20 protein-coding genes are annotated in these 26,120 nt (G+C 69.0%); 6 read left to right on the top strand and 14 right to left on the bottom strand.

What is annotated here, in order from left to right:
* Positions 1 to 85: 85 nt before the first annotated feature.
* The 3 genes from QGN17_RS14125 to QGN17_RS14115 are packed head-to-tail and all read right to left on the bottom strand — an operon-like array spanning position 86 to position 5,923.
* A complete protein-coding gene (locus QGN17_RS14125; protein WP_281045107.1) occupies positions 86 to 3,436 on the bottom strand; it encodes an error-prone DNA polymerase in 3,351 nt (1,116 codons plus the stop codon).
* On the bottom strand, positions 3,433 to 5,268 hold the full coding sequence (locus QGN17_RS14120; protein ID WP_281045106.1) for a Y-family DNA polymerase: 1,836 nt from the start codon (positions 5,266 to 5,268) through the stop codon (positions 3,433 to 3,435). The genes QGN17_RS14125 and QGN17_RS14120 overlap by 4 nt, the downstream gene beginning before the upstream one ends.
* The gene (locus QGN17_RS14115; RefSeq protein WP_281045105.1) at positions 5,177 to 5,923 is read right to left on the bottom strand and encodes an ImuA family protein; all 747 of its coding nucleotides are present in this window, start codon (positions 5,921 to 5,923) and stop codon (positions 5,177 to 5,179) included. Before QGN17_RS14115 ends, QGN17_RS14120 begins: the two co-directional genes overlap by 92 nt.
* A 462-nt stretch (positions 5,924 to 6,385) precedes the next feature.
* On the opposite strand from QGN17_RS14115, the gene QGN17_RS14110 reads away from it, so the two are divergent.
* A complete protein-coding gene (locus tag QGN17_RS14110) occupies positions 6,386 to 7,474 on the top strand; it encodes a branched-chain amino acid aminotransferase (RefSeq protein WP_281045104.1) in 1,089 nt (362 codons plus the stop codon).
* Positions 7,475 to 7,517: 43 nt separating this feature from the next.
* On the opposite strand, the gene QGN17_RS14105 is transcribed toward QGN17_RS14110, so the two are convergent.
* Positions 7,518 to 8,510 carry an aldo/keto reductase gene (locus QGN17_RS14105; protein ID WP_281045103.1) on the bottom strand — a complete coding sequence of 331 codons (993 nt, stop codon included), beginning with the start codon at positions 8,508 to 8,510 and terminating at the stop codon, positions 7,518 to 7,520.
* Between the two features lie 110 nt (positions 8,511 to 8,620).
* Between QGN17_RS14105 and QGN17_RS14100 the strand changes: the two genes are divergently transcribed.
* A complete protein-coding gene (locus QGN17_RS14100) occupies positions 8,621 to 9,508 on the top strand; it encodes a LysR family transcriptional regulator (protein WP_281045102.1) in 888 nt (295 codons plus the stop codon).
* Positions 9,509 to 9,535: 27 nt separating this feature from the next.
* Here QGN17_RS14100 and astD read toward each other — a convergent pair whose 3' ends face one another.
* From astD to QGN17_RS14060, 8 genes are all read right to left on the bottom strand, one after another.
* Positions 9,536 to 10,954, bottom strand: a complete 1,419-nt coding sequence (gene astD / locus QGN17_RS14095; RefSeq protein ID WP_281045101.1) for a succinylglutamate-semialdehyde dehydrogenase — start codon at positions 10,952 to 10,954, stop codon at positions 9,536 to 9,538.
* A gap of 20 nt (positions 10,955 to 10,974) precedes the next feature.
* Entirely contained in the window at positions 10,975 to 12,297 is a 1,323-nt protein-coding gene (locus tag QGN17_RS14090; RefSeq protein ID WP_281045100.1) for a PepSY-associated TM helix domain-containing protein, read from the bottom strand.
* Positions 12,294 to 14,474 (bottom strand): TonB-dependent receptor, encoded by a 2,181-nt coding sequence (locus QGN17_RS14085; RefSeq protein WP_281045099.1) that lies wholly within the window; start codon positions 14,472 to 14,474, stop codon positions 12,294 to 12,296. Before QGN17_RS14085 ends, QGN17_RS14090 begins: the two co-directional genes overlap by 4 nt.
* A 65-nt stretch (positions 14,475 to 14,539) precedes the next feature.
* Positions 14,540 to 14,953, bottom strand: coding sequence for a hypothetical protein (locus tag QGN17_RS14080; RefSeq protein ID WP_281045098.1), 414 nt, complete (start codon positions 14,951 to 14,953; stop codon positions 14,540 to 14,542).
* A gap of 132 nt (positions 14,954 to 15,085) precedes the next feature.
* Positions 15,086 to 17,323, bottom strand: a complete 2,238-nt coding sequence (locus tag QGN17_RS14075; RefSeq protein ID WP_281045097.1) for a TonB-dependent receptor — start codon at positions 17,321 to 17,323, stop codon at positions 15,086 to 15,088.
* A 95-nt stretch (positions 17,324 to 17,418) separates the two neighbouring features.
* Positions 17,419 to 17,853, bottom strand: coding sequence for a hypothetical protein (locus QGN17_RS14070; protein ID WP_281045096.1), 435 nt, complete (start codon positions 17,851 to 17,853; stop codon positions 17,419 to 17,421).
* A gap of 44 nt (positions 17,854 to 17,897) precedes the next feature.
* A complete protein-coding gene (locus QGN17_RS14065) occupies positions 17,898 to 18,821 on the bottom strand; it encodes a pirin family protein (protein WP_281045095.1) in 924 nt (307 codons plus the stop codon).
* 113 nt (positions 18,822 to 18,934) lie between these two features.
* A complete protein-coding gene (locus QGN17_RS14060) occupies positions 18,935 to 19,633 on the bottom strand; it encodes a pirin family protein (RefSeq protein WP_281045094.1) in 699 nt (232 codons plus the stop codon).
* A 248-nt stretch (positions 19,634 to 19,881) separates the two neighbouring features.
* On the opposite strand from QGN17_RS14060, the gene QGN17_RS14055 reads away from it, so the two are divergent.
* A complete protein-coding gene (locus QGN17_RS14055; RefSeq protein ID WP_281045093.1) occupies positions 19,882 to 21,477 on the top strand; it encodes a hypothetical protein in 1,596 nt (531 codons plus the stop codon).
* A 31-nt stretch (positions 21,478 to 21,508) separates the two neighbouring features.
* A complete protein-coding gene (locus QGN17_RS14050; protein WP_281045092.1) occupies positions 21,509 to 22,495 on the top strand; it encodes a CorA family divalent cation transporter in 987 nt (328 codons plus the stop codon).
* Here the strand turns inward: QGN17_RS14050 and mtnP are convergent.
* The gene (gene mtnP / locus QGN17_RS14045) at positions 22,473 to 23,351 is read right to left on the bottom strand and encodes an S-methyl-5'-thioadenosine phosphorylase (RefSeq protein WP_281045091.1); all 879 of its coding nucleotides are present in this window, start codon (positions 23,349 to 23,351) and stop codon (positions 22,473 to 22,475) included. The two genes, QGN17_RS14050 and mtnP, sit on opposite strands and share 23 nt — an antisense overlap.
* Positions 23,352 to 23,416: 65 nt before the next feature.
* On the opposite strand from mtnP, the gene QGN17_RS14040 reads away from it, so the two are divergent.
* Positions 23,417 to 24,424: a threonine aldolase family protein gene (locus tag QGN17_RS14040; RefSeq protein WP_281045090.1), complete on the top strand. Its 1,008-nt coding sequence runs from the start codon at positions 23,417 to 23,419 to the stop codon at positions 24,422 to 24,424.
* Positions 24,421 to 25,362: a DMT family transporter gene (locus QGN17_RS14035; RefSeq protein WP_281045089.1), complete on the top strand. Its 942-nt coding sequence runs from the start codon at positions 24,421 to 24,423 to the stop codon at positions 25,360 to 25,362. The genes QGN17_RS14040 and QGN17_RS14035 overlap by 4 nt, the downstream gene beginning before the upstream one ends.
* Here the strand turns inward: QGN17_RS14035 and QGN17_RS14030 are convergent.
* A complete protein-coding gene (locus QGN17_RS14030) occupies positions 25,263 to 26,108 on the bottom strand; it encodes an SDR family NAD(P)-dependent oxidoreductase (protein WP_281045088.1) in 846 nt (281 codons plus the stop codon). The two genes, QGN17_RS14035 and QGN17_RS14030, sit on opposite strands and share 100 nt — an antisense overlap.
* Between the last annotated feature and the right edge of the window lie 12 nt (positions 26,109 to 26,120).

Below are 26,120 nucleotides of genomic sequence, written 5' to 3'. Positions count from 1 at the left end.
GGTGGGGGAGCGGGCTGGTGCAGCCTCGAAATGCGCTCTTCCGCGCATTTCCAAACAGACTCCTAGGGGCATAAGGACGGCCGCCTCAATGGAAATCGCGCGATTTCGGGAGGATGCGGACGTCGCGCGGATGGCGCCCGCGCGGCACCTGCGGGTGCGCCACCACGTCGGCGCGCGACAGCGTGACGGGCGGCGGCCCCTCCTCGCCCAGCCGTTCGAGCAAGGCGGTGCGATCGACGATCCGGTCCGCCATCATGTGGATGACGCCCTCCTTGCTCTTCTGCACGACGCCATGCGCCTCCATCAGCCGGCTCGCCATCAGCGCGCGGCGATAGCGATCGAGCATCCGCGCCCACAGCAGGATGTTCACGATCCCCGTCTCGTCCTCCAGCGTCGCGAAGATGGCGTTGCCCTTGCCCGGCCGCTGCCGGACCAGCACCACGCCTGCCACCTTGGCACGGCTGCCGTTGGGGACGAGCAGCAGCTCCTCGGCCGAGACGATGCGCTCGCGCCGGAGCGTCGCGCGCAGGAAGTGGATCGGGTGCTGCTTCAGCGACAGGCGGGTGGTCTGGTAGTCGGCGGTGACTTCCTCGCTGAGCGGCATGGCGGGGAGTTTCGCATCGGGTTCGGCGGCGAGTTCGCGGGCGCGGGCGGCGGCGAACAGCGGCAGCTCGACCGCGCCGGGCATCCGCCTGACCTCCCACGCCGCCTGCCGCCGGCCCATGGCGAGCGATCCGCAGGCGTCCGCATCGGCGAGCAGGCGCAGCGCGCGGGCAGGGAGCGGCGTCGTGGCCTCGCTGTCCTTCACCGGCACGCGGACCCGGCGGCCGATATCCTCGATGGTCTCGAACGGCCCGCCGGCCTGCCGCTCGGCGGCGATGGCGTGGCCCCATGCTTCCTGGAAACCGTCGATCTGGCGGAAGCCGAGCCGCAGGCCGAACCCCTTGTCCCTGCGATGTTCGGCGACGCCCCAGCCCCAGCGCTTGTGGACCGCGCCGTCGGTCGCCCCAGCCTCCACCGCATTGTCCCATCCGCTCAGATTCACGTCGATGGCGAGGATCGCGACGCCATGCTCGGCCGCGTCGCGCACGATCTGCGCGGGCGCGTAGAAGCCCATCGGCTGCGAGTTGAGCAGGGCGGCGGCGAAGACGGCGGGGTGCGTCGCCTTCAGCCAGGCCGACACATAGACGAGCAGCGCGAAGGAAATGGCGTGGCTTTCCGGAAAGCCGTAGCTGCCGAAGCCCTTGATCTGGGCGTAGCAGCGCCGCGCGAACTCCTCGTCATAGCCGCGCGAGACCATGCCGCCGACCATCTTGGCCTCGAAATGGCCGATCGTGCCGACATTGCGGAAGGTCGCCATGGCGCGGCGCAGCTGGTTGGCTTCGTCACCCGTAAAACCGGCGGCGATGATGGCGAGCTTCATCGCCTGTTCCTGAAACAACGGTACTCCGAACGTGTCGCCCAGCACGTCGCGAAGCTCGTCGGGATCGTGTTGCGGGCCGGGCCGGGGAAATTCAGGCTGCTTGCCGGTCAGGCGGAATTCCTCCCGCCGGCGCAGATAGGGATGCACCATGTCGCCCTCGATCGGGCCGGGCCGCACGATCGCCACCTGCACGGCGAGATCGTAGAATTTGTCCGGCTGGAGACGCGGCAGCATGTTGATCTGCGCCCGGCTTTCGACCTGGAACACGCCGATACTGTCGCCGGCGGTCAGCATGGCATAGACTTCGGGCCGGTGCGTCGGGACGGTCGCGAGGGCCAGATCGTCCATCCCCGCGCTCGTCATCATCTCGAACGCCTTGCGGATGCAGGTGAGCATGCCGAGCGCCAGCACATCGACCTTCATCAGCCCCAGCGCGTCGATGTCGTCCTTGTCCCATTCGATGAAGGTCCGGTCCTCCATCGCGGCATTGTGGATCGGCACCGTCTCGTCGAGCCGGTCCTGCGTCAGCACGAAGCCGCCGACATGCTGCCCCAGATGGCGCGGGAAGGTGAGCAGCTGGTCGACCAGCCAGCGCAGCCGCTCCAGATCCGCCACCTCCAGATCGAAGCCGGCATCGGTGAAGCGGCGCGTCTCCATGCGATCGGCGAAGCTGCCCCACACCGTGCTGGTGAGACGAGCGGTGACGTCCTCGGAGATGCCCATCACCTTGCCGACCTCGCGCACCGCGCTGCGCGGACGATAGTGGATGACGGTGGCGGCAATGCCGGCGCGTTCCCGGCCATAGCGTTCGTAGATGTGCTGGATCACCTCCTCGCGTCGCTCATGCTCGAAATCGACGTCGATATCGGGCGGCTCGTCCCGCTCCGACGACACGAAACGCGAGAAGAGCAGCTTGAACTCCCCCGGATCGACGGAAGTGATGCCCAGGCAGTAGCAGACAGCCGAATTGGCGGCCGAACCACGTCCCTGGCACAGGATCGGTGGCCGCAGCGATCGTGCGAACTTCACCGCCTCATACACGGTGAGGAAGTAATACGCGTAGCCGCGTTCGCGGATGATCGCGAACTCGCTGTCGAGTGCCTGCTGCACCTTGTCCGGAATGCCGTCGGGATAGCGATCCTCGCGCGCCAGCCGCAGTGTTTCATGCTCCAGCCAGGCCATCGGATCCCACCCTTCCGGCACCGGCTCATGAGGATATTCGTATTTCAGGTCGTCGAGCGTGAACGCGATCCGATCCAGCACGTCCGCCCAGGCCGTCACCGCGCTGGGCGCCTGCCGGAACAGGCGCGCCATCTCCTTCGCGTCCTTCAGATGGCGTTCCGCATTCGCGAGCAGGCGCTGGCCCGCGTCCGCCAGCGTGGTGCCCTCGCGGATGCAGGTGATGACGTCGTGGAGCGGGCGTTGCGCCGGGTTGGCGTAGAGCGCGTCGCAGGTGGCGAGGAGGGGCAGGCCGGTACGGCGCGACAGGTCGGCCAGCCGGGCGAGGCGGCGGTGGTCGTCGCCCTGCCGGCTCATGATCGCGGCGATCCAGAGCGGGGCGTGCCGGGCGAGGCGGCGCAGCAGGAATTCGTGGGTCTCGTCCGCCACCGCGATCAGCAGCAGGCCTTGCGCATGGTCGATCAGGTCGGCGAGGTGGAGCACGCACTCGCTCTTGTCGGCGCGGCGGTTGCCGAGCGTGAGCAGGCGGGTGAGCCGCCCCCAGCCGGCACGATCGACCGGATAGGCGACGATGTCGGGCGTGCCGTCCACGAAGGCGAGGCGGGCGCCGACGACGAGGCGGAAGTCCGGGCCGACGAGCTTTTGCGCGCGGGCTTCGTTGAGGGCGATATAGGCCTTCACCACGCCGGCCACCGTGTTGCGATCGGCGATACCGATGCCGGCGTGGCCGAGATCGATGGCGTGCATCACCATGTCCGCCGCGTGGTTCGCGCCGCGCAGGAAGGAATAGTTGGTCGCCGCCAGCAGCTCGACGAATTGCGGCTCCGCACTCACGCGAACAGCCCGTGGACGTACCAGTCGGGGCTGTCCGTCTCGCGTTCGTAGAGGCCGTGGCGGAACAGCCAGAAGCGGCGTCCGCGTACGTCCTCGACGCGGAAATAGTCGCGTGTCAGCAGAGGCTTGGCGGGCCGCGTCGGCGGCGCCTCGGGCGGATCGACCAGTTCCTCGCCGTCGCACTCCATCGCGTCGCGGCCGGGCTTGGGGCGCAGCACCGACGGCGGCGGTTCCGGTAGGCGGGCGACGCGCACGCGCCACCATTCGCCGGCGATCCGCTCCGGCCCTTCGAACCGCGCGACCTCGTGGACGGTGCGCCGCCAGCGGAAACGGCGCGGCGGGCCGTCGGGCACCTCCGACAACGTCACCTCGATGCGCTGGGGCGGATCGAACAAATGGAGCGGGCGGAGCGGCGGCTCGCCCTCGGGCGGCAGCGGCCAGGGCGCGGGATCGGGCAGGTTAACAGCCGGCAGCGCCAGCGCCGCCTGCTCGGGGATATGCGTACCCTGCGCCACGAAGCGGCGCACGCGGTTGCGGCCGAGCCGGGTGGAGAGGCGATCGACCAGAGCCGCCATCGCCTCCTCGGCGACGCGCCCGCCCTCCAGCTTCAACTGCGTGGCGGCCAGCGGCTCGATCGCCGGCACCGCGAGCCGGATCATGTCGAAGCCGAAGCCGGGGTCGATCGGATCGGCGAGCGCATCGATCCGCTCGCGGAACAGGCGCGCCGGTGTGGCGGGATCGCGGGTGGGCAGCCCGGTCTCGATCGCCACCTCGCGCACCTGCCCGTCGCTGCGATAGAGCCGCCCGACGAAGCGCCGCCCGCCGCCATGCCGCTCCTCCAGCGCGATGGCCGCCTCGCGGACGAGATCGTCGAGCACGGCGAGTGCGTCGTCGGTGCGCGCCACCGGCTCGGCGAAGCGCCGCTCGAAGAGGAGCGCAGGCAGTGCGCGGCGCGGGCTGATGCGGCTGTCGGCGCGGCCGAGCAGCCGGTCGAGCGCATCGACCAACCCCTCGCCGAAGCGCGCCGCGAGGGGCGGGGAGGGGCGGTCGGCAAGGTCGCCGATGGTCTTGAGGCCGGCGCGACGCAGGCCGGTTTCGGCTTCCTGGTCCAGCTGGAGCGCCGCGACGGGGAGGCGGCGGATCGCCTGGGCCTCGTCGGCGGCGGGCAGCGACTGGAAGCGGGCCAATGCTTGTGCCGCCTCGGGGGTGTCCGCCAGTGCGAGGCGGAGCGTCAGCCCGGCAGCGGCGAGGCGGCGTTCGACATCGGCGGTGAGGGCGGATTCCGTCCCGAACATCTCCCCGTTCGGGCTGAGCTTGTCGAAGCCCTGCCTTTCTTCTTCGCCCAAGCTTTTGGAGTTTGGGAAATACCCAACATCCGTTCGGCCTGAGCGCAGTCGAAGGCCATGCGAAGCAGTAGCTGCACTTCGACTTCGCTCAGTGCGAACGGATGTTGGGGAATGAAGGGCAAAACTCTCCACGCATCCTGTAATATCCAGTGTCACGCCGTCCTGCCGGTCGAGCGCCACCATCGGCGTCCAGCGGTCGCAGCCGTCGGCGATGCGCTCCAGCCAGAGCCGGTCGGCATGCACGTCATGGTCGATCGCCGCCAGCTCCGGCACCCGTGCGCGGGCATCGGCCAGCGTCAGGCCGGGCGCGAGGCCGAGTTTGAGGGCGCGCGGGTCGAGCGCGACCACGCGCATCGCGCCGCGCTGCTTCTCGACGAAGGCGATGGGTGGCCCGTCAGGCCCGTAACGGCGCCGATGCCGGTCCGCCGGCAGCAGCGGGAACCACAAAGCCAGGAAGCGGCGCTTCGGCGAAGCGGGCCTGCTCACGCCGCCACTCCAGCCGCCAGCGCCCGCCGTCCGGCCGCCCGCGCTGGCGCAGCAGTTCGATGTCGAAGGCGGGATGGCCGGGCGCATCCGCCTCCAGCGCGATCGAGGGGGCGGATGATACCTGCCAGCGCGTGTGCGCAGCACTGGGGGAGGGGGCGGCATCCACCCGCAGCATCAGCGCGGTGACCCCCGATTCCTCGGCCGCGACAGCCAGCCGCCGGCTCGCCGTCAGGTCGAGCGCGCGGGGCTGCTGCCACAGCTCGATCACCGCCCCGCCGATCGGGGAGCAGCGCACCACGTCCGCCGCCGCGCGTAACAGCATCACCGGATCGCGGAGCACCAGCAGCACCAGCCGTGCCGGATCGAGGCCGATCTGCGCCAGCCCCGGCGCGGAGAGGCGACCGCCAGTCCGCTCCACCTCTTCCAGCCGCAGCCAGAGCAAAGGCGCCCCGGCCGGCAAGGCCAGCTGCGCCAGCATCGCGGTAAATCCCGCCGCGCCCGGCCCATCCGCCGACTCCGCCGCGAACAGCTCGTGCAGCCTGCCGCGTGCCAGCCCGCCGCCCAGCGCCCGGTCGAGCGAATCGACCCCGAGCGGCGCATGAATCGGCGCATCGGCGGGGCGCAGGCCCTCGATCCGGGCAATCCTGTTTCGCAAGGCGCATAGGGCGTCCACCGACTCGGCTGTCCAATTGTTCTCTATATGTTCTAGATCGCGCTTTTGGCAGGGCGGAGTCAAGCGGTCCTGCACGGCGGATTTCCGCGATGCCTGTAAAGGAAGATATTCCTAAAGACAGATACATCAGTTTCAAGTTGAAACGCCGCGCCGCAGCACGAGACCTTTATTTTACTTTAGCAAGAAGAATGATATTCTTGGCGCTCGCCATCGGGAGAATGGCGAGAGGAGGAGACCGGTGGAACATCTCGATGCATCGCTATGCGATGTCGAATTTCGTCTGCTCTGTTTCATGAGCGCGATCTCGCTCGCCATTTCGGGCACGGTGATCTTCCTGCTCGTTTGAGCGGCCTGTTCATCCTGCGCGCCGGCACAGCCTCGGGGCTGGCCTATCCCTGTCTTGCCCGATAAGGAGCCGCTGTTCTTTCATTTAGGAGCAGCGTGATGACCTCCCTCTACCCGATCGCGATCGAGCCTAACCCGGCGGTGCTGGCGGCGGCCGAGCGCGCGGTATTGCTGGAGGATCCGGGCTTCGGGCGGGTGTTCACCGATCACATGGTCACCGCGACGTGGACCGAGGGGAAGGGCTGGCATTCCGCGACGCTCGGCGCGCGACGCCCCTTCACGCTCGATCCCGCCTGCGCGGTGCTGCATTACGCGCAGGAGATCTTCGAGGGCCTCAAGGCCTATCGCGCCGACGATGGCGGCATCACCCTGTTCCGCCCCGAGCAGAATGCCCGCCGCATGAACGAAAGCGCGCGCCGCATGGCGATGCCGGAAATCCCCGAGGATCTGTTCCTTGATGCGATCGACGCGCTGGTGAAGGCCGATTCCGGCTGGATCCCCGGCGGCGAGGGCAGCCTGTATCTGCGCCCCTTCATGTTCGCGTCCGAGACGTTCCTGGGCGTAAAGCCCGCGTCCGAGTTCATCTTCTGCGTGATCGCCTCGCCGGCCGGCTCCTATTTCAAGGGCGGCAAGAAGGCGGTGTCGCTGTGGGTGTCCGATCACCTCAACCGCGCCGGCCCTGGCGGCACGGGTGCCGCCAAGTGCGGCGGCAACTACGCCGCCAGCCTGATGGCGCAGGCCGAGGCGTACGAGCATGGCTGCGATCAGGTGGTGTTCCTCGACGCGGTCGAGCATCGCTGGGTGGACGAGCTCGGCGGCATGAACATCTTCTTCCTGTTCGACGACGGCAGCATGATCACCCCGCCGCTGACCGGCACGATCCTGCCCGGCATCACCCGTGCCTCGATCCTCGAACTGGTGAAGCGGCGCGGCATCGCGGTGACCGAGCAGCCCTACGCGATCGACCAGTGGCAGGCCGATGCGAAGAGCGGAAAGCTGCGCGAGGTGTTCGCCTGCGGCACGGCGGCGGTGCTGACCCCGATCGGGCAGGTGAAGAGCACGGCCGGCGACTGGACGATCGGCAACGGCGACGGCGGCCAGCTCACCGACGAGATCAAGGCCGAGCTGGTCGGCATCCAGCGCGGCCGCGTCGAAGGCCCGGCGGGCTGGGTACGGCGGGTCGCGTAACGGCACTGCCCTCTCCCGCAGGGCGGGAGAGGGGCGGCGGCGATCACCTCTCGCTGTCGAGCGAGGCCATGAGCGGCGTGGGATAGCGATCGCCCTGCGCCGCGCCCTTCGGCACCGCCTGCTCGATCGCGTCCAGATCGTCCGCGTCCAGCGTCACGTCGAGCGCGGCCAGCGCGCCCGCGACGTGATCCGGCCGACGCGCGCCGATGATCGGAAAGATGTCGTCCCCCCGCGACAGCACCCAGGCGATGGCGATCTGCGCGACGGTCGCGCCCCTGGCGTCGGCGATGGCGCGCAGCTTCTCGACCAATGCGAGGTTCGCCTCGACATTGCCCTCCTGGAAGCGCGGCGAGTGGCTGCGGAAGTCGCCCTGTTTCGCGGGTTCCCTGCCGTAATAGCCCGAGAGCAGCCCGCGCGAGAGCACGCCATAGGCTGTGATCGCGATGCCAAGTTCCCGGCAAGTGGCGAGGATATTGTCCTCGACACTGCGCGTGATGACCGAATATTCGATCTGCAGGTCGGCGACCGGGTGGACGGCGGCGGCGCGGCGGATCGTCTCGGAGCCGACTTCGGACAGGCCGAGATTGCGGACATAGCCGGCCTCGATCATCTCCTTGATCGCGCCCACCGTCTCCTCGATCGGCACCTTCGGATCGAGCCGGCCGGGGCGATAGACGTCGACATGATCGGTGCCGAGCCGATCCAGCGTGTAGGCGAGCGAACTCTTCACGGCCTCCGGCCGTCCGTCGAAGCCGAGCCAGCTGCCGTCCGGCCCGCGCAGCGCACCGAACTTGACGCTGAGCTGGTAGCTGTCGCGTGGCCGGCCCTTCAGCGCCTCGGCGAGCAGGCGCTCGTTATGGCCCATGCCGTAGAAATCGCCGGTGTCGAGCAGGGTGATGCCGGCATCGAGCGCCTGATGGATGGCGTCGATCGCCTGACGACGGTCGGATGCGCCGTAGGAGCCGGACATGCCCATGCAGCCAAGCCCGATGGCGGATACGCGCGGGCCGGTCTTGCCGAGTTGGTGGAGCTTCATGCTTGCCTCCTTGGAATGGGGTGGCGGCGATATGCGCGCTGGCACGGCGATCGATAATCCGGCAGATGCCGCACGGGCTGTACGAAGAACCGGACAATGACAGAGGCGCTATGACCGAATTGGGCGATCTCGATGCCTTCGTCTCGGTGGCGGAGGCGCGCAGTTTCCGGGGAGCGGCCAAGCTGCGCGGGGTGCCGGCCTCCAGCCTGTCCGACGCGGTGCGGCGGCTGGAGGAGCGGCTGGGCGTCCGTCTGCTCAACCGCACCACCCGCAGCGTGACGCCGACCGAAGCGGGCGGGCGCCTGCTCGAGCGGCTGGTGCCGGCGCTGGGCGAGGTCGGCGCCGCGCTCGACATGGTCAACGACTATCGCGACAGCCCGACCGGCACGCTGCGCCTCAACGCGCCGATCGGGGTGACGCGGCTGATCCTGCCGCGGATCGTGCCGGCCTTTCTTGCCGCGCATCCGGGTATCAGGCTCGAACTGTCGAGCGAGGATCGCTTCATCGACGTGCTTGCGGCGGGCTTCGACGCCGGCATCCGCTATGAGGAAAAGCTGGAGCAGGACATGATCGCGGTGCCGATCGGCCCGCGCATCGAACGCTTCGCCTGCGGGGCGGCGCCCGCCTATCTCGATGCACGTGGGCGACCGGAGCATCCGCGCGACATCCTCCGCCACGCCTGCATCCGCCACCGCTTCGCCAGCGGCGCGACGGTCAACACATGGGAGTTCGAGCGCGACGGCGAGATCGTGCGGGTGACGCCCGACGGGCCGTTCATCGGCACCGATGCCGCGATCGAGCTGGAGGTGGCGACCGCCGGCATCGGCCTGATCTTCGCCTTCGAGGGGCTGCTCGCTCCCTCGTTCGCGGACGGGACGCTGGAGCCGGTGCTGCCCGACTGGTGGCAGGCCTATTCCGGCCCCTTCCTATACTATCCCAGCCGCCGCCTGATGCCCGCGCCGCTGCGCGCCTTCGTGGACTTCATCAAGCGGGTCTAACCCAATCCTCCCCCTGGCGGGGGAGGATCAGGACGCCTTCAGCCCCTTGATCTCGCCCGACAGGTCGGCGACCTCGCCCGCCTCGAAGCTGGCGACCGGGTAGGCGCAGTAATCGGCGGCGTAATAGGCACTCGGCCGGTGGTTGCCCGAGGCGCCGAGGCCACCGAACGGCATCGTGCCGGCCGCACCGGTGGTCGGCCGGTTCCAGTTGAGCACCCCGGCGCGCGCGCGATCGGCATAGCGGCGCCACAGTGCCTCGTCGGCCGAGATCAGACCGCCGGAGAGGCCGAAGGCGGTGGCGTTCGCGGCCCTGATCGCGGCATCGAAATCGGCGACGCGGATGACCTGCAGCACCGGCGCGAAGATCTCGGCATCAGGCACGTCGAGACCGGTCACGTCGAGGATGGCGGGCGTGACGAAAGCGTCGGAGCGGCCTTCGACGCCCGAGAACGGGCGGATCACCTTCGCGCCGGCCTCGACCAGCGCGGCGACCGCCTTCCTCGCGTTGGCGGCGGCGGTGGCGGAGACGAGCGGGCCGAAGGTCGGCTCGGGCGTCTCGTCCCACTGGCCGATGGTGAGCCGATCGGCCATCGCGGCGACCGCCGCGACGATCGCGTCGCCGGCGGCACCCTCCGGCACGATCAGCCGCCGCGCGCAGGAGCAGCGCTGGCCGCTGGTGATGAAGGCCGACTGCACCGCGATCGAGGCGATGGCTTGCGGATCGCCATCCCACGCGATGAGCGGGTTGTTGCCGCCCAGCTCCAGCGCGAGGATCACCTCGGGGCGATCCACGAACGCCCGTCGGAAATGCGCGCCCGCGCCCGCCGATCCGGTGAAGAGCAGCCCGTCGATCTCGCCCGCGATCAGTGCCGCGCCGGTGTCGCGCCGGCCCTGCAGCAACTGGAACACGCCCTTGGGCAATCCCGCCTCGGCCCAGCACTCGGCCATCAGCTGGCCGACCCAGGGCGTTTCCTCCGACGGCTTGAACACCACCGTGTCGCCCGCCAGCAGAGCGGGGACGATATGGCCGTTGGGCAGGTGGCCGGGGAAGTTGTACGGCCCCAGCACCGCCATCACGCCGTGCGGGCGGTGGCGCAGGATCGCGCGCCCGAACGCCATGCCCTGCTCCCGCTCGCCGGTGCGCTCGGCCTGCGCCTTGATCGATGTCTCGACCTTGGCGACCATCGTTGCGGCTTCCTGCTTGCCCTCCCATGCGGGCTTTCCGGTCTCCTGAGAGATGGCGCGGGCGAGCGTGTCCTGATTGGCCTCCAGCGCCGCCTTGTAGGCGCGGACGTAGGCGACGCGCTCGTCGAGCGGGGTGACGGACCAGCTTTCGAACGCGATGCGGGCGGCGGCGAGGGCGGCGGAAACCTGTTCCGGACCGGCCGCCTCGCCGGTCCAGAGGGTTTCGCCGGTGGCGGGGTTGGTCGAGGAGAGGATCGTCATGGCGGGCATCTAGCACGCCGTCAGGCGGCGCGCAGCCCCAGCCAGCGGCGCGGCCCCGCCAGCCGCCGCAGCAGCCCGCGCTCGACCAGCAGCACCAGCAGCAGGGTCGCCCCGAACAGCGGCAGATAGAGCGCCAGCGCGACGATCGCCGCCCCCAGCGCCCAGCCGAAGCGCGGGCGCGACAGCGGGATCGGCGCGCCGAGCAGCCCGACCGGTCGCCGCCGCCACCACAGCACAGCGCCCGATATCGCGAGCAGCATCAGCCCCAGAGCGGTGAGCGTGCCGAGAATCTGGTTGGCGAGGCCGAACAGCGCGCCTTCATGCACCGCGATGCCGGTGCCGATGATGCGATCGATCCAGTGGCGCTGGCCGAAGCCCCTGGTCGAGACGACCCGCCCGGTCGCGCCGTCGATCTTCGCTTCGGATCGCAGCGGGCGGTCGGCGGCGTCGGAGGTGACGCTCCACGGCGCGCCGCGCATCGCGGGCGGCGCGATCATCACCGGCGGCGCGATGGCGAGCGGACGGGCGGCGGCGATCACCCGCGCCAGCTCGCCGGGAGGGGGCGGCGGCGCGGGCATCGCCATGCCGTGATGCCCGGCATGGTCCGATGCCGGGGACTTGCCGCCGATCGTCCAGTCGACCGGCCCGTCGGCGGCATGGGTGATCGCGCGCACCTCTCTGAGATAATTGCCCCACGCCGTCGCCCAGGGCAGGCCGGTGAGGATCAGCCCCAGCCCGAGCAGCGATACCCACAGGCCGGTAACCGCGTGAAGATCGCGCCAGAACAGGCGTTGGCCGCCACGCAGCCTCGGCCATACCACGCCCGCCAGTCCCCGGCCTCGCGGCCACCAAAGATAAAGGCCGGTCAGAATCATCACGATCGCCCAGCAGGCGGCGATCTCGACGATCACGCTTCCGGTCGTGCCGGCGAGCAGCTGCCCATGCAGGCGGGAGACGACCGGCATCGGTCGCCCGTCCTCGCGCTCCACCCCCAACACGGCGAGCGAGCGGGTATCGACATGCACCCGCTGGTCGGCGCCGTCCCTGGTGACGAGGATGCTCGCCGCCGCATCGGGCGCGTCGGGCAGGATGTAGCGGTGCAGGCGCGATCCCGGCACCGCCCGGATCGCGGCTGCCACCTGCTCGTCGGGCGAGGCGACCGCGCCTCGTGTAGCGAGATGCGCGTAGGGTCGGTCGAGCAACGCCTCGATCTGCGGCCGCCACAGGTAGATCGTGCCGGTCGTCGCCAGCCACAGGATGAAGGGGATGCAGAGCAGCCCGGCATAGAAATGCCAGCGCCACACCGCATTGTACCAGCGCGTGCCGAGCGGACACACGCTCACAGCGTCCACTCCGCCTGCGCGAAGAAGGTGCGCTGAGGGAAGGGGTGGAAGAGGAAATATTTGTCGTTGTTGATGTTATCGACGCCGAACGAGACGGTCATGTGATCGCTCGCCTTCACCTGCGCGCGCAGATCCACGACGAGATATTTATAGAAGCCGCCATAGGTGTTGCCGACCACATCGCTGTTATCGAGTGCCCCGTAATTGCGGCTCGAATAGCGGCCGGCGGCGGTGAGCGAGAGGGCGTCGGTTGGGCGCCAGGTGCCGACCAGGGTCGCCTTCCAGCGCGGCACAGAGGGGAGCAGCTTGCCCTCCGCCGCCGGCAGCGCGGGGTCGCGGCGGGTCTCGGCATCGGCATAGGTGACGCTGCCCGACAGATCGATGCGGGGCAGCAGGTCGGTCCGCTGTACCGCCAGCTCGACACCCCGCGCGCGGGTGCGCGGCACGTTCTGCACGAAGGTGGCGAGATTGCCGTTCAGCGTGCCGGTCTGCGAGATCAAAGCGTCCTTCACCACCTCGTTAAACAGCGACAGGCGGATCGATCCGTGCGCGTCGTGGCGCTCTATCGCCAACTCCTCGGACAATGCGCGCTCGGGCTTGAGGTTCGGATCGGGAATGGCGAGCACCGGCGTGGTCACCACCTGATAGAGTTCGCCCACGGTTGGGAAGCGCCACGCCTCGCCGAAGGAGGCGCGCACCGTCCACGCGCGGCTGGGCGTCCACGCCAGCGATGCCTTGGGCGAGAATTTGTGCGCGGAGAGCGTCGGTTGGGCGGGCGTGGGCGCCTGCGACAGCACGCCGCCATAGGCCTTCCACCATTCATAGCGTCCGCCGGCGGTCAGCGTGACGTGCGGCAGCAAGGTCCACGCATCCTGCGCCCAGAGCGCCGCGGTGCGGGTGCGCCCGCTCGATCGCAGATTGAGCGCGCCCTGATCGTCGCTCCGCCAGTCGGTGGCAGCATAGCGGCTGCTGTTCAGCCGGAACCAGTCGCCATGCGCGCCGAAGCTGATCGCGTGGGCCGCGACAGGCTTCCACATGGCCTTGGCGTCGATCGTCTTCCAGCCGGTGCCGTCGAGCCGGGTGACGTTGCCCTTGCCGCCGTCGTTCGCGGTGGGAAGCAGACCGGTCGGCACGGCCTGCCGGTCATGCGCGAAGTCGTAGAGCGTGCCGATCACCTGCCAGTCGACCGCGCCGGTCGATCCGGTGGCGGAGAGCGAGTGCGACCAGTGGCGCTGATCGCTCTGATAGACGCCGCTGGAGAAACCCGACGTATAGGCGCCGCCCGCCAGATAGGTCTCGGCATGCGCCCGCGTCTCGCCGAGGAACAGGCCGCCGACATAGGTGAGGCGGATGTCGGGCGTCACGTCGAGCGCGGCCTTGAGCTTGATGTGATCCTGCCGCTGCGTCTCGATCCCGCCCGCGCCCAGCACGCAGATCGGCACGGCGTTCTTGTTGAGCGCGTCATAGGCACCCCCCGCGCAGCTGCCGCTTTTGGTCGCGGTGACGTAGGTCAGCGGCTGGCTGTGGCTGGTGACATGATCGACGCTGGCGAACAGGGCCAGCGGGCCAAAGCGGTCGCCCACGGTCGCGCCATATTGATAGCTCGGCAGCGTGTCGTGCGTGCCGTACTGGTCATAGTGGCCGATGCTGGTGCCGGCGGTGGCGGTCGCTTCGAGCTTGTCGGGCAGGCGGGTGGTGATGTTGACCACCGCGCCGATCGAATTGCCCGGATAGGCGGCCGAGAACGGGCCGTAGAGCACGTCCACCCGCGCGATCTCCTGCGGGGAGACGAGGCTCCAGCGCGGCGAGGCCGAGGTGTTGTTGTTGCCGATCAGCGCGGAGAGCAGCGCCCCGTCCGCATAGACGAGGCTGCGCGCCGAGGCGCCGAGGCCGGATGTGCGCGTGGCGAGCGGCGCCTGCAGATCGCCGATATGCCGCTTCCGCACGAACAGGCTCGGCAGGTACTTCAGCGTATCCTCGACGTTCACGGTGTTGATCGTGGCCTTGATCGCCCTGGCGTCGATGGTGGCGCGGGTGGCGGGTGCGTTCTCGATCGTCGCCTGCTGCTGCTGGGCGGTGACGAGGATGTCGCCCGGTGGCGCATCTGTGGCAAAGGCGGGCGTGGCGAGGCTGGCGGCGGCCAGCAACGGCGCGCGCAGCCGGAAGCGGCTGGTCATGGAAATCCCCTTGTCTGAATGGCGCGGGCGGCCGCGCTCCCGATGGGAGCCGGCGCGCTGGGCGGTCAGGCGAGGGCGGGTGGTCCGGTGGCGGGCGGCGGCGGGGCGGCGAGGCCGCGACCGATCGCGAGTGTGAGTGGCTTCGCGGCCAGTATCTCGGCCCGCGCGAGCGGCGGCAGGGCCAGCGTCGGCAGCACCGGCTCGGCAAAGGCAAGGGCGAGGTGAGCGAAGGTGCAGGGATGGTCCTGCATCGGCTGCTGCCCGTGATCTTGGCCGGTGTGATCGTCCCCGTGGTGCATGGCCATGCCGGGCATCGCCATGGCCATGTCCATCGGGCCGCTGCCCGAGCACATCGTGATGCGGAAGCCATGCCCGTCGGACACCGGCATCCAGCCCTGCGGCACGAGCATGCGCAGCGCCATCGCGCAGGCGATCACCGCCAGCGCGAGCATCCTGTGGCCCCTCGACCCGGAACGCATCCTCCCGATCACGGTTTCGCTGTGCGCCGGGCGTCGGGGCGCATCAAGTGGACTTTATGTCCACCCATGAAGAAAGGGGCGGCCCGGCCTGTCGCCGAACGGCCCCTTTCATGATCGCCGATGCGGTGGGGATCAGAAGCTGATCTTGGCCTCCGCGCCGATGATGCGCGGATCGTTGATCATGCCGGTCAGGTTGTTGAAGTCGATCGCGCTGATCGAGCGGATCTGGTTGGTGATGTTGCGCGCGAACGCCGCGATCTCCCAGTGATCCGGCGACTTGTAGCCGATCTTCAGGCCGCCCTCGGTCAGCGAGCGCCCGCGGAACTCCTTCGCCGTGTAGAGGAAGTAGTTGATCTTCGAGCGATAGGCCCAGTCGGTATAGGCGTAGATCTCGCCGCCGTTGGCGAGCGGGATGCCGTAGCGCGCCGTCACGTTGAAGACGTAGCGCGGCGCCTGGGGCAGATCGTTGCCGTCGATGATCGCGCGGCCCTCGGCGTTGACCGGATCGGTGACGGTGCAGAGCGCGCCGCACACGCCGACCGAGATGGTGGGATCGCGGATCTCGGTGAAGTTCCAGCTGCCGCCGGCGGTCAGCGTCAGGTTCTTGATTGGCTTCACGTCGACCTGCGCCTCAATGCCGTAGCCCACCGCATGGTTGGCGTTGATCAGCGCCGCCGAATTGCTGGCGCCGCCGACGGCGGTCAGCTGCAGATCCTTGGTGCGCCACCAGTAGCCGTCGAGGTCGAAGTGGAGGCGATGGTCGAGGCTCTCCATCTTGAGGCCGCCCTCGGCCGAGATGGTGGTCTGCTTCTTCGCCACGCTCGGCACCGAACCGAAGGTCACGCGATCCTGGATCGCCGGGCCCTGATAGCCGGTGGCGACGCGGGCGTAGAGGTTGACCGCCTGCGTCAGCGCGTAGGTCGCGCTGCCGTCCCACGTCACGTAGGAACCCTTGGCGCTGGTCGACAGCGGCAGGACGAGCCCGCCGGTCAGCGCGCCCGGTGCGGCGGTGCCGGCGACGATGTCATGCTTGCTGTCGTGGCTGTAGCGCACGCCCGCACGCAGCGTCAGCTTGTCGAGCTTGTATTCACCCGACGCGAAGATGCCGACATTCTCGTTCTTGTCGTTGTGGTAGACGTCGCCGTCCTGCGTGCCGGTCGTGTCGAAATCCAGCTCCTGATACTTCAGGCGCTGGTGGAAGTAGTAAGCGCCGCCCTGCACACGGAAGCCGCCGAACTCGTCGGAGGCGAAGCGCACTTCCTGGCTGAATTCGTGCGGACGCACGATGTCGCCGGTATTGTCCGGGAACAGGCCGACGTTGAGGCCCAGCGCCGGGAAGGCGTAGACGTCGCCGCCGTCGATGTCGCCGATCGACTTGACGTGGGCGCTCTCATAGCCGGTGATCGAGTAGATCGTGCCGAGACCGTCGAAATGATAGTCCATGTGGAGGTTGGTGCCCCACTGGCTCATCTTCTGCAGGCTGATGCCGTCCTGCGCGACATGATCCTTGTCGAAGCCCGGCGAGAAATGGTTGCTGCCCTGCTCGAACAGGCCGGCGCGGAACAGGCGGGGGCTGCCGTCCAGATCGCGGGCATGGACGTCGACGCGGGCGTGGAAATCACCGCTGGTGTAGGCGAGCTGGAAGCGGCCGGCGAGATCGCGATAGCCTTCCAGATGGTGCGGCGCGTTGCCGGTGGTGTCGTCGTTGGTGACCCAGTTGTCGCGGCGCTGCAGGATGCCCGAGGCGCGGAAGCTCAGGCCGTCACCGATCGGGCCGCCGACGGCGCCCTCGACGTTGACGGTGTTGTAGGTCGCCCAGCTGCCCGACAAGTAGCCGGTATAATGGTCGGTCGGCGTCTGCGGATCGAGCTTGACCACGCCGGCCGGGGTGTTGCGGCCGAACAGGGTGCCCTGCGGCCCGCGCAGCACCTCGACATTGGCGAGGTCGAACACCGGGAACGACTTGAGGAACGGGCTTTCGACCGCGACGTCGTCCATCACGACCGAGACGGGCTGCTGCGCGTTCGGATCGAAATCGGTATTGCCCAGGCCGCGAATGTAGAAGCGCGGAAAGGTGCGGCCGAACGAGCTTTCGATCTGCAGGCTCGGCGTGCGCGACGACAGGAAGCGGATGTCGAGGCCGGACGAGTTCAGCACGTCCAGCTTCTCGCCGTTGATCGCGGTGACCGCGACCGGCACGTTCTTCGCCGATTCGGCGCGGCGGGTGGCGGTGACGACGATCTCGCCCGGCTGCGCGGCGGCGACCTGAGAGGTCGGCCCTTCCTGCGCGATGGCGGATGAGGCGGCGAGGACGGAGACGCCGCAGAGCAGCGCGCGCGACAGAGACTTGGCGACGGTGGTCGAGTTCATGGCTACCCCCAAAGTGGCCGCGGCATCCTCTCCCGTCGGCTCGGCGCTCTCGTCTTTGAAGAGTCGCGGGCCGGTAACATTCGTGACTTTTCCTCTCAAGCGGTGCGTGGTCGCATGTCCGCTTCGTTTCCCAACCGTTGCAGGATTGCCGCACGGGCGAGGTCCTTGGGGCGCCCGAACAGGCGGCAGTGCGCGATCAGTTCGGGGATGTCCGGCACGAACAATATGGCATCGCCGAGCGGGATGGCGATGCGGGTGGCGGGCCATATCGGCTGCCAGCCGGCCGATCCAAGTGCATGGAATCCCGCCATGATATCGACCGGCAGCGGTGGCCCATCCCAGCGCCCGAACAGGTCCGAGCGGAAGCGATCGGAGGGGGCGGGGGCGCCCAGATCACCGAGTCCTGCCAGCAACGCCTCGCCATCGCGCGGGCTGACCAGCAGATCGACGTCGGAGACATCGATGTCCGCGCCATGCAGGACGGCGGCGGCGCTGGCGATGATCCACCACGAATCGCGGGCGGATGCCATGGCTCCGGCGACGGCGAGAAGCGTCTCGCGGAGCCTCGCTTCCGTCACGGATAGCGGACCGGCTGCGGCTCCTCCGGTAGCGGGATGAACTCGTGCTCGTCGGGCACGGGCGCGAAGCGCTGCTCGTGCCAGTCGCGCTTGGCCTGCTCGATCCGCTCCGGATCGGAATGGACGAAGTTCCAGTAGATGTTGCGCTTCTCGGGGAAAGGCTCGCCGCCGGCCAGCATCAGCCGGGCGGGGCCATTGGTGGCGCTCAGCACGATCTCGGCGCCGGGCTTCAATACCACCAGCTCATGCGGATCGAACCCGCCGGTCTGGCCTTCGACTGCGACATGGCCCTCGATCACGTAGAAGCAGCGCTCGATATGCTCGGCCTTCACCCGGTAGCGGGCGCCGGCATTCAGCTGGATGTCGGCATAGACCATGTCCGAAAAGGTCTTCACCGGCGAGGCGAGCCCGTCCGACGTGCCGGCGATCAGCGTCAGCGTCACGCCATCGGCCTCGATGCTGGGAATTTCGTGCGCCTTGTGGTGGGAAAAGGACGGGGCCGTCTCCTCATAGGCGGTGGGTAGCGCCACCCAGGTCTGCAGGCCGTAGAGGCTCGGGCCGCCCGCGCGCAGTTCCTCCGGCGAGCGCTCGGAATGGGCGATGCCGGAGCCTGCCGTCATCCAGTTCACCTCGCCCGGCCGGATCGCCTGCACCGAACCCACCGAGTCGCGGTGCATGATCTCGCCGTCGAGCAGGTAGGTGACGGTGGCGAGGCCGATATGCGGGTGCGGGTGCACGTCCAGCCCCTCGCCGCCCCTGAAGGCGACCGGCCCCATCTGGTCGAAGAAGATGAAGGGGCCGACCATCCGGCGATGGGCGGAGGGGAGCGCGCGGCGCACCTTGAAGCCGTCGCCCAGATCGCGGGTGGGCGGCAGGATCACCATGTCGATGCCGTCGAGGTCGTGCGGGCGGAGCGTCATGATGGCCTCATAGCAGAAAAAGGCGGCCGCCGGAGCCGGGGGAGGGGGAGAGGCCCCGGCGGCCTGAGCGGAAGCGGCGAGGGGGGGCAGCCGCATTCCGTATCTTCAAGAGTTCACGCCGCGTCGACGAGAACCAGTTCGCTGTCCTCGATCGCGGTGACGCGCAGCGTCTCGACGTCGGCGATCGCGGCGCCGTCGCGGGCGTTGACCCGCACACCGTCGATCTCCACCGCGCCGGTGGCGGGGACGAGGTACGCCCGGCGATCCGCGCCCAGCGGATAGTCGGCCGTCTCGCCCGCCTTCAGCGTCGCCGCGACGACGCGTGCGTCGGTGCGGATCGGCAGCGCCTCGTCGTCATTCGCGAAACCGGAGGCGAGGGTCACGAACTTTCCGGCCCGCTCGCCCTTGGGGAAGGGACGGGCGCCCCAGCTCGGTTTCTCGCCGCCGCGGGTCGGCAGGATCCAGATCTGGAAGAGCGTGGTCGCCACATCTTCCAGATTGTATTCCGCGTGCGTGATGCCGGTGCCGGCGGACATCACCTGTACGTCGCCGGCCTCCGTGCGGCCTGTGTTGCCCAGGCTGTCCTTGTGCGTGATCGCGCCGGTGCGGACATAGGTGATGATCTCCATGTCGCGGTGCGGATGCGGCGGGAAGCCTGATTTGGGGGCGATCACGTCGTCGTTCCAGACGCGGAGATTGCCCCAGTTCATCCGGGCCTGATCGTGATAGCCGGCGAAGGAGAAATGGTGCTTGGCATTGAGCCAGCCATGGTTCTCGCCACCGAGGCTGGCGAAGGGGCGGAGCTCGATCATCGGGCTTGTCCTTTCCGTGGAGGCCGGCCGCAGGGTGCGGGGGGCCTCGTCCTGGCACCTGATATGGCGCCACGCCCCGTTCGGCGAAACCGGGATAATCTCGCGCGGACTTTTCCAGATTATCGAACGATCGCGATGCGCCCGAAATCGTTTCGGCGCGTTTACGGCAGCTGAACGATCGCTCCAGCGCGGGTTCAGGGCGTTTGACCCATGATCCGCGCCACAGGAACCGAATGAGAGAGGACGTCATGTCGAGCTTGCTCTTCCGCCGTGCGGGTCTGTTGGCGGCCACCGCGATGGCGCTGTCACTCGCCGCCTGCAACCAGTCCCCGACCGCCAGCAACCAGTCGGCCGACGCCAATGACGCGCTCCCGGCGCTGCCCGATGCGGTGCCGCTGCAACAGGGGGCCGCGACCCCGATCGCCCCGGCGCCCGCTGCGCAGGCTCTGCCCGCGGCCGCTCCGGTCAAACTCGCCCGCGTCGCGCAGTCGTCGCAGGCCTATGCCTATCTCGATCGCGCCGATGGCGTATTCAACACGATCGGCGACGCGCCGCCGGACTATGCCTATGATGACGGCGACGTTTCTCCGTGGGCGTGGCAGACCGACGACGGCGACGTGCAATATGCCGAGCCGATCGATGGTGGATACCGCTATTATTACTACGAGCCGGGTGCCGACACGCCCTATCTCGTGCGAGGTCCCGATTACAGCTACGGCTATTCGGGCGACCAGCTCGTTGCCGTCTATGACGATCGCGGCGACCTGCTGCCGCCGGATGCTTATTATGCCCGGCAGGATTATGCGTCGCGTTACTATGCCCGTGCGGTTTATCTGAACCGCCTGTCCCGCGAGCGCGAGCATCGCGGCGTCGTCGCCGCGAACTGGGCGGCGCGCCGTGCGGACATCGCGGCGGCGCGGGCGCAATGGACCGAGAATCGCGCACGGCAAGCCGAGTGGCAGGCCTATCATGATCAGCATGACAGGCAGGAGCGGCAGCATTGGGCGGACGAGCGGGCGCAGCGCCAGGCCGAGGCCCAGCGCTTCGAGCGCTGGCAGCAGGTCGGCTTCCACCGCCCGCCGCCCGAGCCGATCGCCGCACCCGACCGGCCGCAGCGCCCTGGCGGGTTCGGCGGCGGCGATCGCGATCCCGCTCGCCAGCAACAGATTGCCGAGCAGCAACGCCGTCAGCAGATGCAGCAGCAGCGTGCGCAGCAGCAGCGCCAGATGCAGATCGCCCAGATGCAGCAACGCCAGCAGCAGATACGCAACGATCGTGATGCCCAGCAGGCGGCGCGACAGCAGGTGCTCGCTCAGCAGCAGGCACGTCAGGCGGCGCAGCATCAGGCAGCCGCGCGACAGCAGGCGCAGATGCAGCGCGACGCCAGCCAGCGTCTGTCCGCGCAGCGCGCGAACGATCAGCGTGCGCAGATGCAGGAGCAGCAGCGCCAGCGCGCCGAGGCCCGCCAGCAGGCGCGCGACACACAGCAACAGCAGCGCGCGCAGCAGCAGCGCGCGCAGGTGGCAGCGCAGCAGCAGGCCGAACGCCGTCAGGCCCAGGCCGAACAGCGCCAGCGCCAGCAAAGCGCGCGACAACAGGCGCAGCAGGAACACGCCCAGGCCGCGCAGCAGGCACGCGCCGAGGCGCAGCGGCGCCAGTCCGAGGCTCGCCAGCAACAGACGCAGCAGCGTGCGCAGGCCCAGGAGCAGGCGCAACAGGCCCATGCCCAGATGGCGCAGCAACGTGCCCAGGCGCAGCAGCAGGCCCAGCAGGCGCGCGCACATGCGCAACAGGCCCGCGCCGCCGCGCAGCATGGTGGGGAAGGCCCGCGCCATCACGAATGACGGCTGGCCGTCGTCCTGCCGTCATGCTTGAATGGGTCCGTTGTATCGGGAGACCAGTAGAGTGCTCAAGCTGATCGGCAAGGACGGCGGCGAAACCAATATCGACAAGGCGATCTGGGCGGATCTCTGCGAACCCGAGGAATCGGAGATTGCGGAGGTCGAGCGCCGTTTCGGCATCCGCCTGCCGACCCGCGAGGCCCTGTCCGAGATCGAGGTCTCCAGCCGCCTGCGCAGCGACAAGGGGCAGCTGATCATGAGCGCCCCGCTGATTGCGCGGCACGGTGAGGTCGGGATGCTGTCGCCCACCGGCTTCATCCTCGACAAGGATCGGCTGGTGACGGTGCGCTTCTGCCAGATGACCGCGTTCGATCAGGTGCACGAGGCGATCGAGAAGGGCGATCACGCGGTCGGCGGGCAGGAGGTGCTGGTGCGCCTGCTGGAGGACATCATCGATCGATCGGCCGACCGGCTGGAGCGCGTCGCCGAGGAACTCGCCACCGCCTCCCACGCGATCTTCCGCGAGCCGCAGAAGGATGGCCCCAAGAAGCGCCTCGGCCGCGAGACGCGGCGGCTGCGCGCGCTGATGGTGCGGGTGGGCCGCGCGAGCGAGCAGATGGTCAAGGTCCGCCACGCCTTTCTCGCCATTGGTCGCATCGCCAATTTCGTGCTGGACCGCTGCGAGCCGAAGATTCCCGATGCGCTCCGCGACCGGCTGGAGGCGGTGAAGCACGACATCGAGTCGCTCGACGAGTTCGAAAGCTCGCTCACCGGGCGCGTTCAGCTGCTGATCGACGCCGCCACCGCCTTCATCTCGATCGAGCAGAACGACGTGGTGAAGGTGCTGACCGTCGTCTCGGTGGCGGGTGTGCCGCCCGTGCTGGTGGCGGGCGTTTACGGCATGAACTTCCACGACATGCCGGAACTGAGCTGGCCCTGGGGCTATCCCTTCGCGTGGGCGCTGATGATCCTGAGCACGATCATCCCGGTCCTGTGGTTCAAGTGGCGGGATTGGTTGTGAGGCGCGCCAGTATCGCCTCCAGTTTTTCCATCATCGCCGGATCGCGCGCTGCCGGGGCCGTCAGCAGGGCCTGATCCAGCACGGTGTCGATCGGCGAGGGCGTGCGCTCTTCGGGCAGGCTCTCCGCGAAGGCCCGCACCAGCTTGCGCGCGGTCTCGCCATTGGCGTGCATCTGCGCCACCACGTCGGTGGCGACCACGCCGGCCTCCTCCTCGCGCCAGCAATCGTAATCGGTGACCATGCCGACCAGCGCGTAGGGCAGTTCCGCCTCGCGGGCGAGGCGCGCCTCGGGCATGGCGGTCATGCCGATGATGTCGGCGCCCCATTGCCGGTACATCAGGCTTTCCGCGCGGGTGGAGAATTGCGGGCCTTCCATCGCCAGATAGGTAGCGCCGGTCGCCGCATCGCCGCCCGCCGTCCGGATGGCTGCGGTGGCGAAGGCGGAGAGGCGCGGGCATGTCGGATCCGCCAGCGAGACGTGCGCGACGAGGCCGGCGCCGAAGAAACTCGCCGGCCGCGCCACCGTCCGGTCGATGAACTGGTCGACCACCACGAAGCGCCCCGGCGGCAATTCCTCGCGCAGCGACCCGACCGACGAGATGGCGAGCAGATCGGTCGCGCCCAGTCGCTTCAGCGCGTCGATATTGGCGCGCGCGTTGATCTCGCTGGGCGGGATGCGATGCCCGGCCCCGTGGCGGGGCAGGAACAGCAGCCGCGTCGTGCCGATCCGGCCCTCTAGGATGATGTCCGATGGCATACCCCACGGCGTCGCGACATCGTGACGGGCGATTTCCTCCAGCCCTGGCAGTGCGTAGAGGCCCGAGCCGCCGATGATGCCGATCGTCCAGCCGCCCATGCCTGCCCTCCGCTTACCCGTCGCGGTCCGTTGACGGCGCGACATGGCGCCGCCATGGCACCGTCATGCGCTTCTTCTCCGACAACGCCGCCGCCGTCCACCCCGCCGTGCTGGACGCGATCGCCGCCGCCAACCATGTCGACACGGCCTATGACGGCGATGCGCTCAGCCAGCGCCTCGATGGCGCCTTTTCGGACCTGTTCGGGACGGAGTGCGCCGCACTCTGGGTGTCGACCGGCACGGCGGCCAACTGCCTCGCGCTCGCCAGCATGGTGCCGCCGCACGGCGGCGTGTTCTGCCACCGTGAGGCGCACATCAATACCGACGAGGCCGGTGCCCCCGAATTCTACACGCACGGCGCCAAGCTGATCCCGCTCGATGGCGAGGGGGCGAAGCTGACCCCCGAGACGGTGCGCGCCGCCCGCAGCGCGATCCGGCCCGACGTCCATCGCGTCCAGCCGCACGCGCTGTCGATCACCAACGCCACCGAATACGGCCTCGTCTACCGGCCGGACGAAGTGGCGGCGCTGGGCGCCGTGGCGAAGGATCTCGGCCTCGGCTTCCACATGGACGGCGCGCGCTTCGCCAACGCCATGGCGACGCTTGGAGGTCATCCGGGCGATGTGACGTGGCGTGCGGGCGTCGATGCGCTGAGCTTCGGCTTCGTCAAGAATGGCGGACTGTCGGCCGAGATGCTGATCTTCTTCCGCACCGAATGGGCCGAGGTCGCGAAGATCCGCCGCAAGCGGGCGGGGCATCTCAATTCCAAGGGCCGCTATCAGGCGGCGCAGGTGCTGGCGCTGCTGGAGGCGGATCGCTGGCTGGAGAACGGGCGCGCGTCCAACGCTGGCGCGGCGACGATCGCGGACGCCGCGGGCCACCGGCTGGTGCTGCCGGTCGAGGCCAACGAAATCTTCCTGCGTCTGACGCCAGCCGAGGCCGCGAGCCTGCGCGCGCAGGGCTTCGACTTCTACGACTGGGCGGAGGGGGAGGCCCGTCTCGTCACCTCCTGGGATCAGCCGCAGGCGGAGATCGATGCGCTGGCGGGCGCGATCCGCGCGCTCGGGTCATGAGCGAGGAACTGACCGGCACCCGTCCGCTCGGCGCCTCGCAGCGGGCACGGGTGGCGCTGCCGTTCATGATCTGCACGCTCGTCTGGTCGTCGACCTGGCTGGTGATCCGCTATCAGCTCGGCATCGTGCCGCCGAGCTGGTCGGTCGCCTATCGCTTCGTCATCGCCTGCATCGCGATGATGGCCTATGCCCGCTTCACCGGCGCGCGGCTGAAACTCACCACGCGGGAGCATGGGCTGGCGGCGGTCTATGGCGTCGCCCAATACTGCCTGAACTATTATTTCGTCTATCTGGGCGAGCGGACGGTGACCTCCGGCCTCGTCGCCGTGGCCTTCGCGCTGCTGGTCGTGCCGAATGCGCTGTTCGCGTGGATTTTCCTGAAACAGGGCCTGTCGCGCGCCTTCCTGCTGGGGTCGGGCGTGGCGATGATCGGGCTGGTGCTGCTGTTCAGCCACGAGCTGGCCGCCGCGCCGACCTCGCGCCATACCATCCTGATCGGCATCGGCTGGTCGCTGGCGGGCGTGCTCTTCTCCTCGATCGCCAACGTCATGCAGGCGAGCAAGCCGGCCGGCGCGATCCCCGTGCCGACGCTGATCGCCTGGGGCATGGCGTGGGGTTCGCTGTTCAATTGTATCGGCGCCTTCGTGCTCGACGGGCCGCCCGTGTTCGATCCGCACCCGAGCTACTGGCTCGGCACGCTCTATCTGGCGCTGATCGGATCGGCGCTGGCGTTCAGCTGCTATTTCGCGGTGATCCGCACCATTGGACCGGGGCGTGCGGCCTATTCGAGCGTGCTGAGCCCGGTACTGGCGATGCTGCTGTCGACCGTGTTCGAGGGCTATCGCTGGTCGCTGTCGGCGGCGGCCGGCTGCCTGCTCGCGATCGCCGGGCTGGTGGTGGCGCTGCAGGCGAGGCAGGCGGCAAGGCCCGCGCGGTAATCCGGGTAGAGCGGGCGCCAGCCCAGCACGCGCTTCGCCTTGCCGTTCGCGACGCGGCGGTTCTCGGCATAGAAGGCGCGGGCGGCGGGCGAGAGGCCGGCCTCCTCGATCGATCGGATCGGGGGCGACGGCAGGCGGAGCAGGCGGCTCGCCTCCTCGATCACGCGATTCTGGCTGCAGGGATGATCGTCGGCGATATTGTAGGCGCCCGGCGGTGCGTCGAGACCGGCGATCACCGCCGCCACGATGTCGTCGACATGGATGCGGCTGAATACCTGGCCGGGAAGATCGATGCGGTGGGCGCGGCCCTCTGCCATCCGCTCCAGCGCCGAACGTCCGGGGCCGTAGATGCCGGGCAGGCGGAACGCGCGTGCGCCCCTCGCACGCCATGCAGCATCTGCCTCGGCGCGGGCGGAGCGGCGGCCGGTGCCGATCGGCGCGCTCTCGTCCACCCACGCCCCGCCAGCGTCGCCATAGACGCCCGTGGAGGAGAGGTAGCCGAGCCGCTTATCTTCCAGCAGCGCGCCGTAGCGCTCCAGCACCGGATCGCCATCGTCCGGCGGCACCGAGGACAGGATATGCGTCGCGCCCGCCAGCGCCGCCCGCACCGCCGCATCGTCGGCGAAGGCGATCGCTTCTCCATCGGCCTCCCGTCGCGTGGCGCGCACCGTCCAGCCCATCGAACGCAGCCGTTCAGCGAGGCGCGAGGCGGTGTAGCCCAGCCCGAAGATCAGCATTTCCGCCATGCGCCGTCGTTG

The sequence above is a fragment of the Sphingomonas oryzagri genome, from assembly GCF_029906645.1.
Classification (GTDB): domain Bacteria; phylum Pseudomonadota; class Alphaproteobacteria; order Sphingomonadales; family Sphingomonadaceae; genus Solisphingomonas; species Solisphingomonas oryzagri.
This window is presented reverse-complemented; position numbering and strand designations above follow the sequence as displayed.

Bases quoted from the DNA above. Each gene is read 5' to 3' on its own strand.
- QGN17_RS14070 (WP_281045096.1), bottom strand. From the start codon at position 17,853: ATGGCATCCGCCCGCGATTCGTGGTGGATCATCGCCAGCGCCGCCGCC.
- QGN17_RS14080 (WP_281045098.1), bottom strand. From the start codon at position 14,953: ATGCGTTCCGGGTCGAGGGGCCACAGGATGCTCGCGCTGGCGGTGATC.
- QGN17_RS14035 (WP_281045089.1), top strand. From the start codon at position 24,421: ATGAGCGAGGAACTGACCGGCACCCGTCCGCTCGGCGCCTCGCAGCGG.
- QGN17_RS14065 (WP_281045095.1), bottom strand. From the start codon at position 18,821: ATGACGCTCCGCCCGCACGACCTCGACGGCATCGACATGGTGATCCTG.
- QGN17_RS14100 (WP_281045102.1), top strand. From the start codon at position 8,621: ATGACCGAATTGGGCGATCTCGATGCCTTCGTCTCGGTGGCGGAGGCG.
- QGN17_RS14040 (WP_281045090.1), top strand. From the start codon at position 23,417: ATGCGCTTCTTCTCCGACAACGCCGCCGCCGTCCACCCCGCCGTGCTG.
- QGN17_RS14060 (WP_281045094.1), bottom strand. From the start codon at position 19,633: ATGATCGAGCTCCGCCCCTTCGCCAGCCTCGGTGGCGAGAACCATGGC.
- QGN17_RS14105 (WP_281045103.1), bottom strand. From the start codon at position 8,510: ATGAAGCTCCACCAACTCGGCAAGACCGGCCCGCGCGTATCCGCCATC.
- QGN17_RS14110 (WP_281045104.1), top strand. From the start codon at position 6,386: ATGACCTCCCTCTACCCGATCGCGATCGAGCCTAACCCGGCGGTGCTG.
- QGN17_RS14075 (WP_281045097.1), bottom strand. From the start codon at position 17,323: ATGAACTCGACCACCGTCGCCAAGTCTCTGTCGCGCGCGCTGCTCTGC.
- QGN17_RS14085 (WP_281045099.1), bottom strand. From the start codon at position 14,474: ATGACCAGCCGCTTCCGGCTGCGCGCGCCGTTGCTGGCCGCCGCCAGC.
- QGN17_RS14030 (WP_281045088.1), bottom strand. From the start codon at position 26,108: ATGGCGGAAATGCTGATCTTCGGGCTGGGCTACACCGCCTCGCGCCTC.
- astD (WP_281045101.1), bottom strand. From the start codon at position 10,954: ATGACGATCCTCTCCTCGACCAACCCCGCCACCGGCGAAACCCTCTGG.
- QGN17_RS14050 (WP_281045092.1), top strand. From the start codon at position 21,509: ATGGGTCCGTTGTATCGGGAGACCAGTAGAGTGCTCAAGCTGATCGGC.
- mtnP (WP_281045091.1), bottom strand. From the start codon at position 23,351: ATGGGCGGCTGGACGATCGGCATCATCGGCGGCTCGGGCCTCTACGCA.
- QGN17_RS14055 (WP_281045093.1), top strand. From the start codon at position 19,882: ATGTCGAGCTTGCTCTTCCGCCGTGCGGGTCTGTTGGCGGCCACCGCG.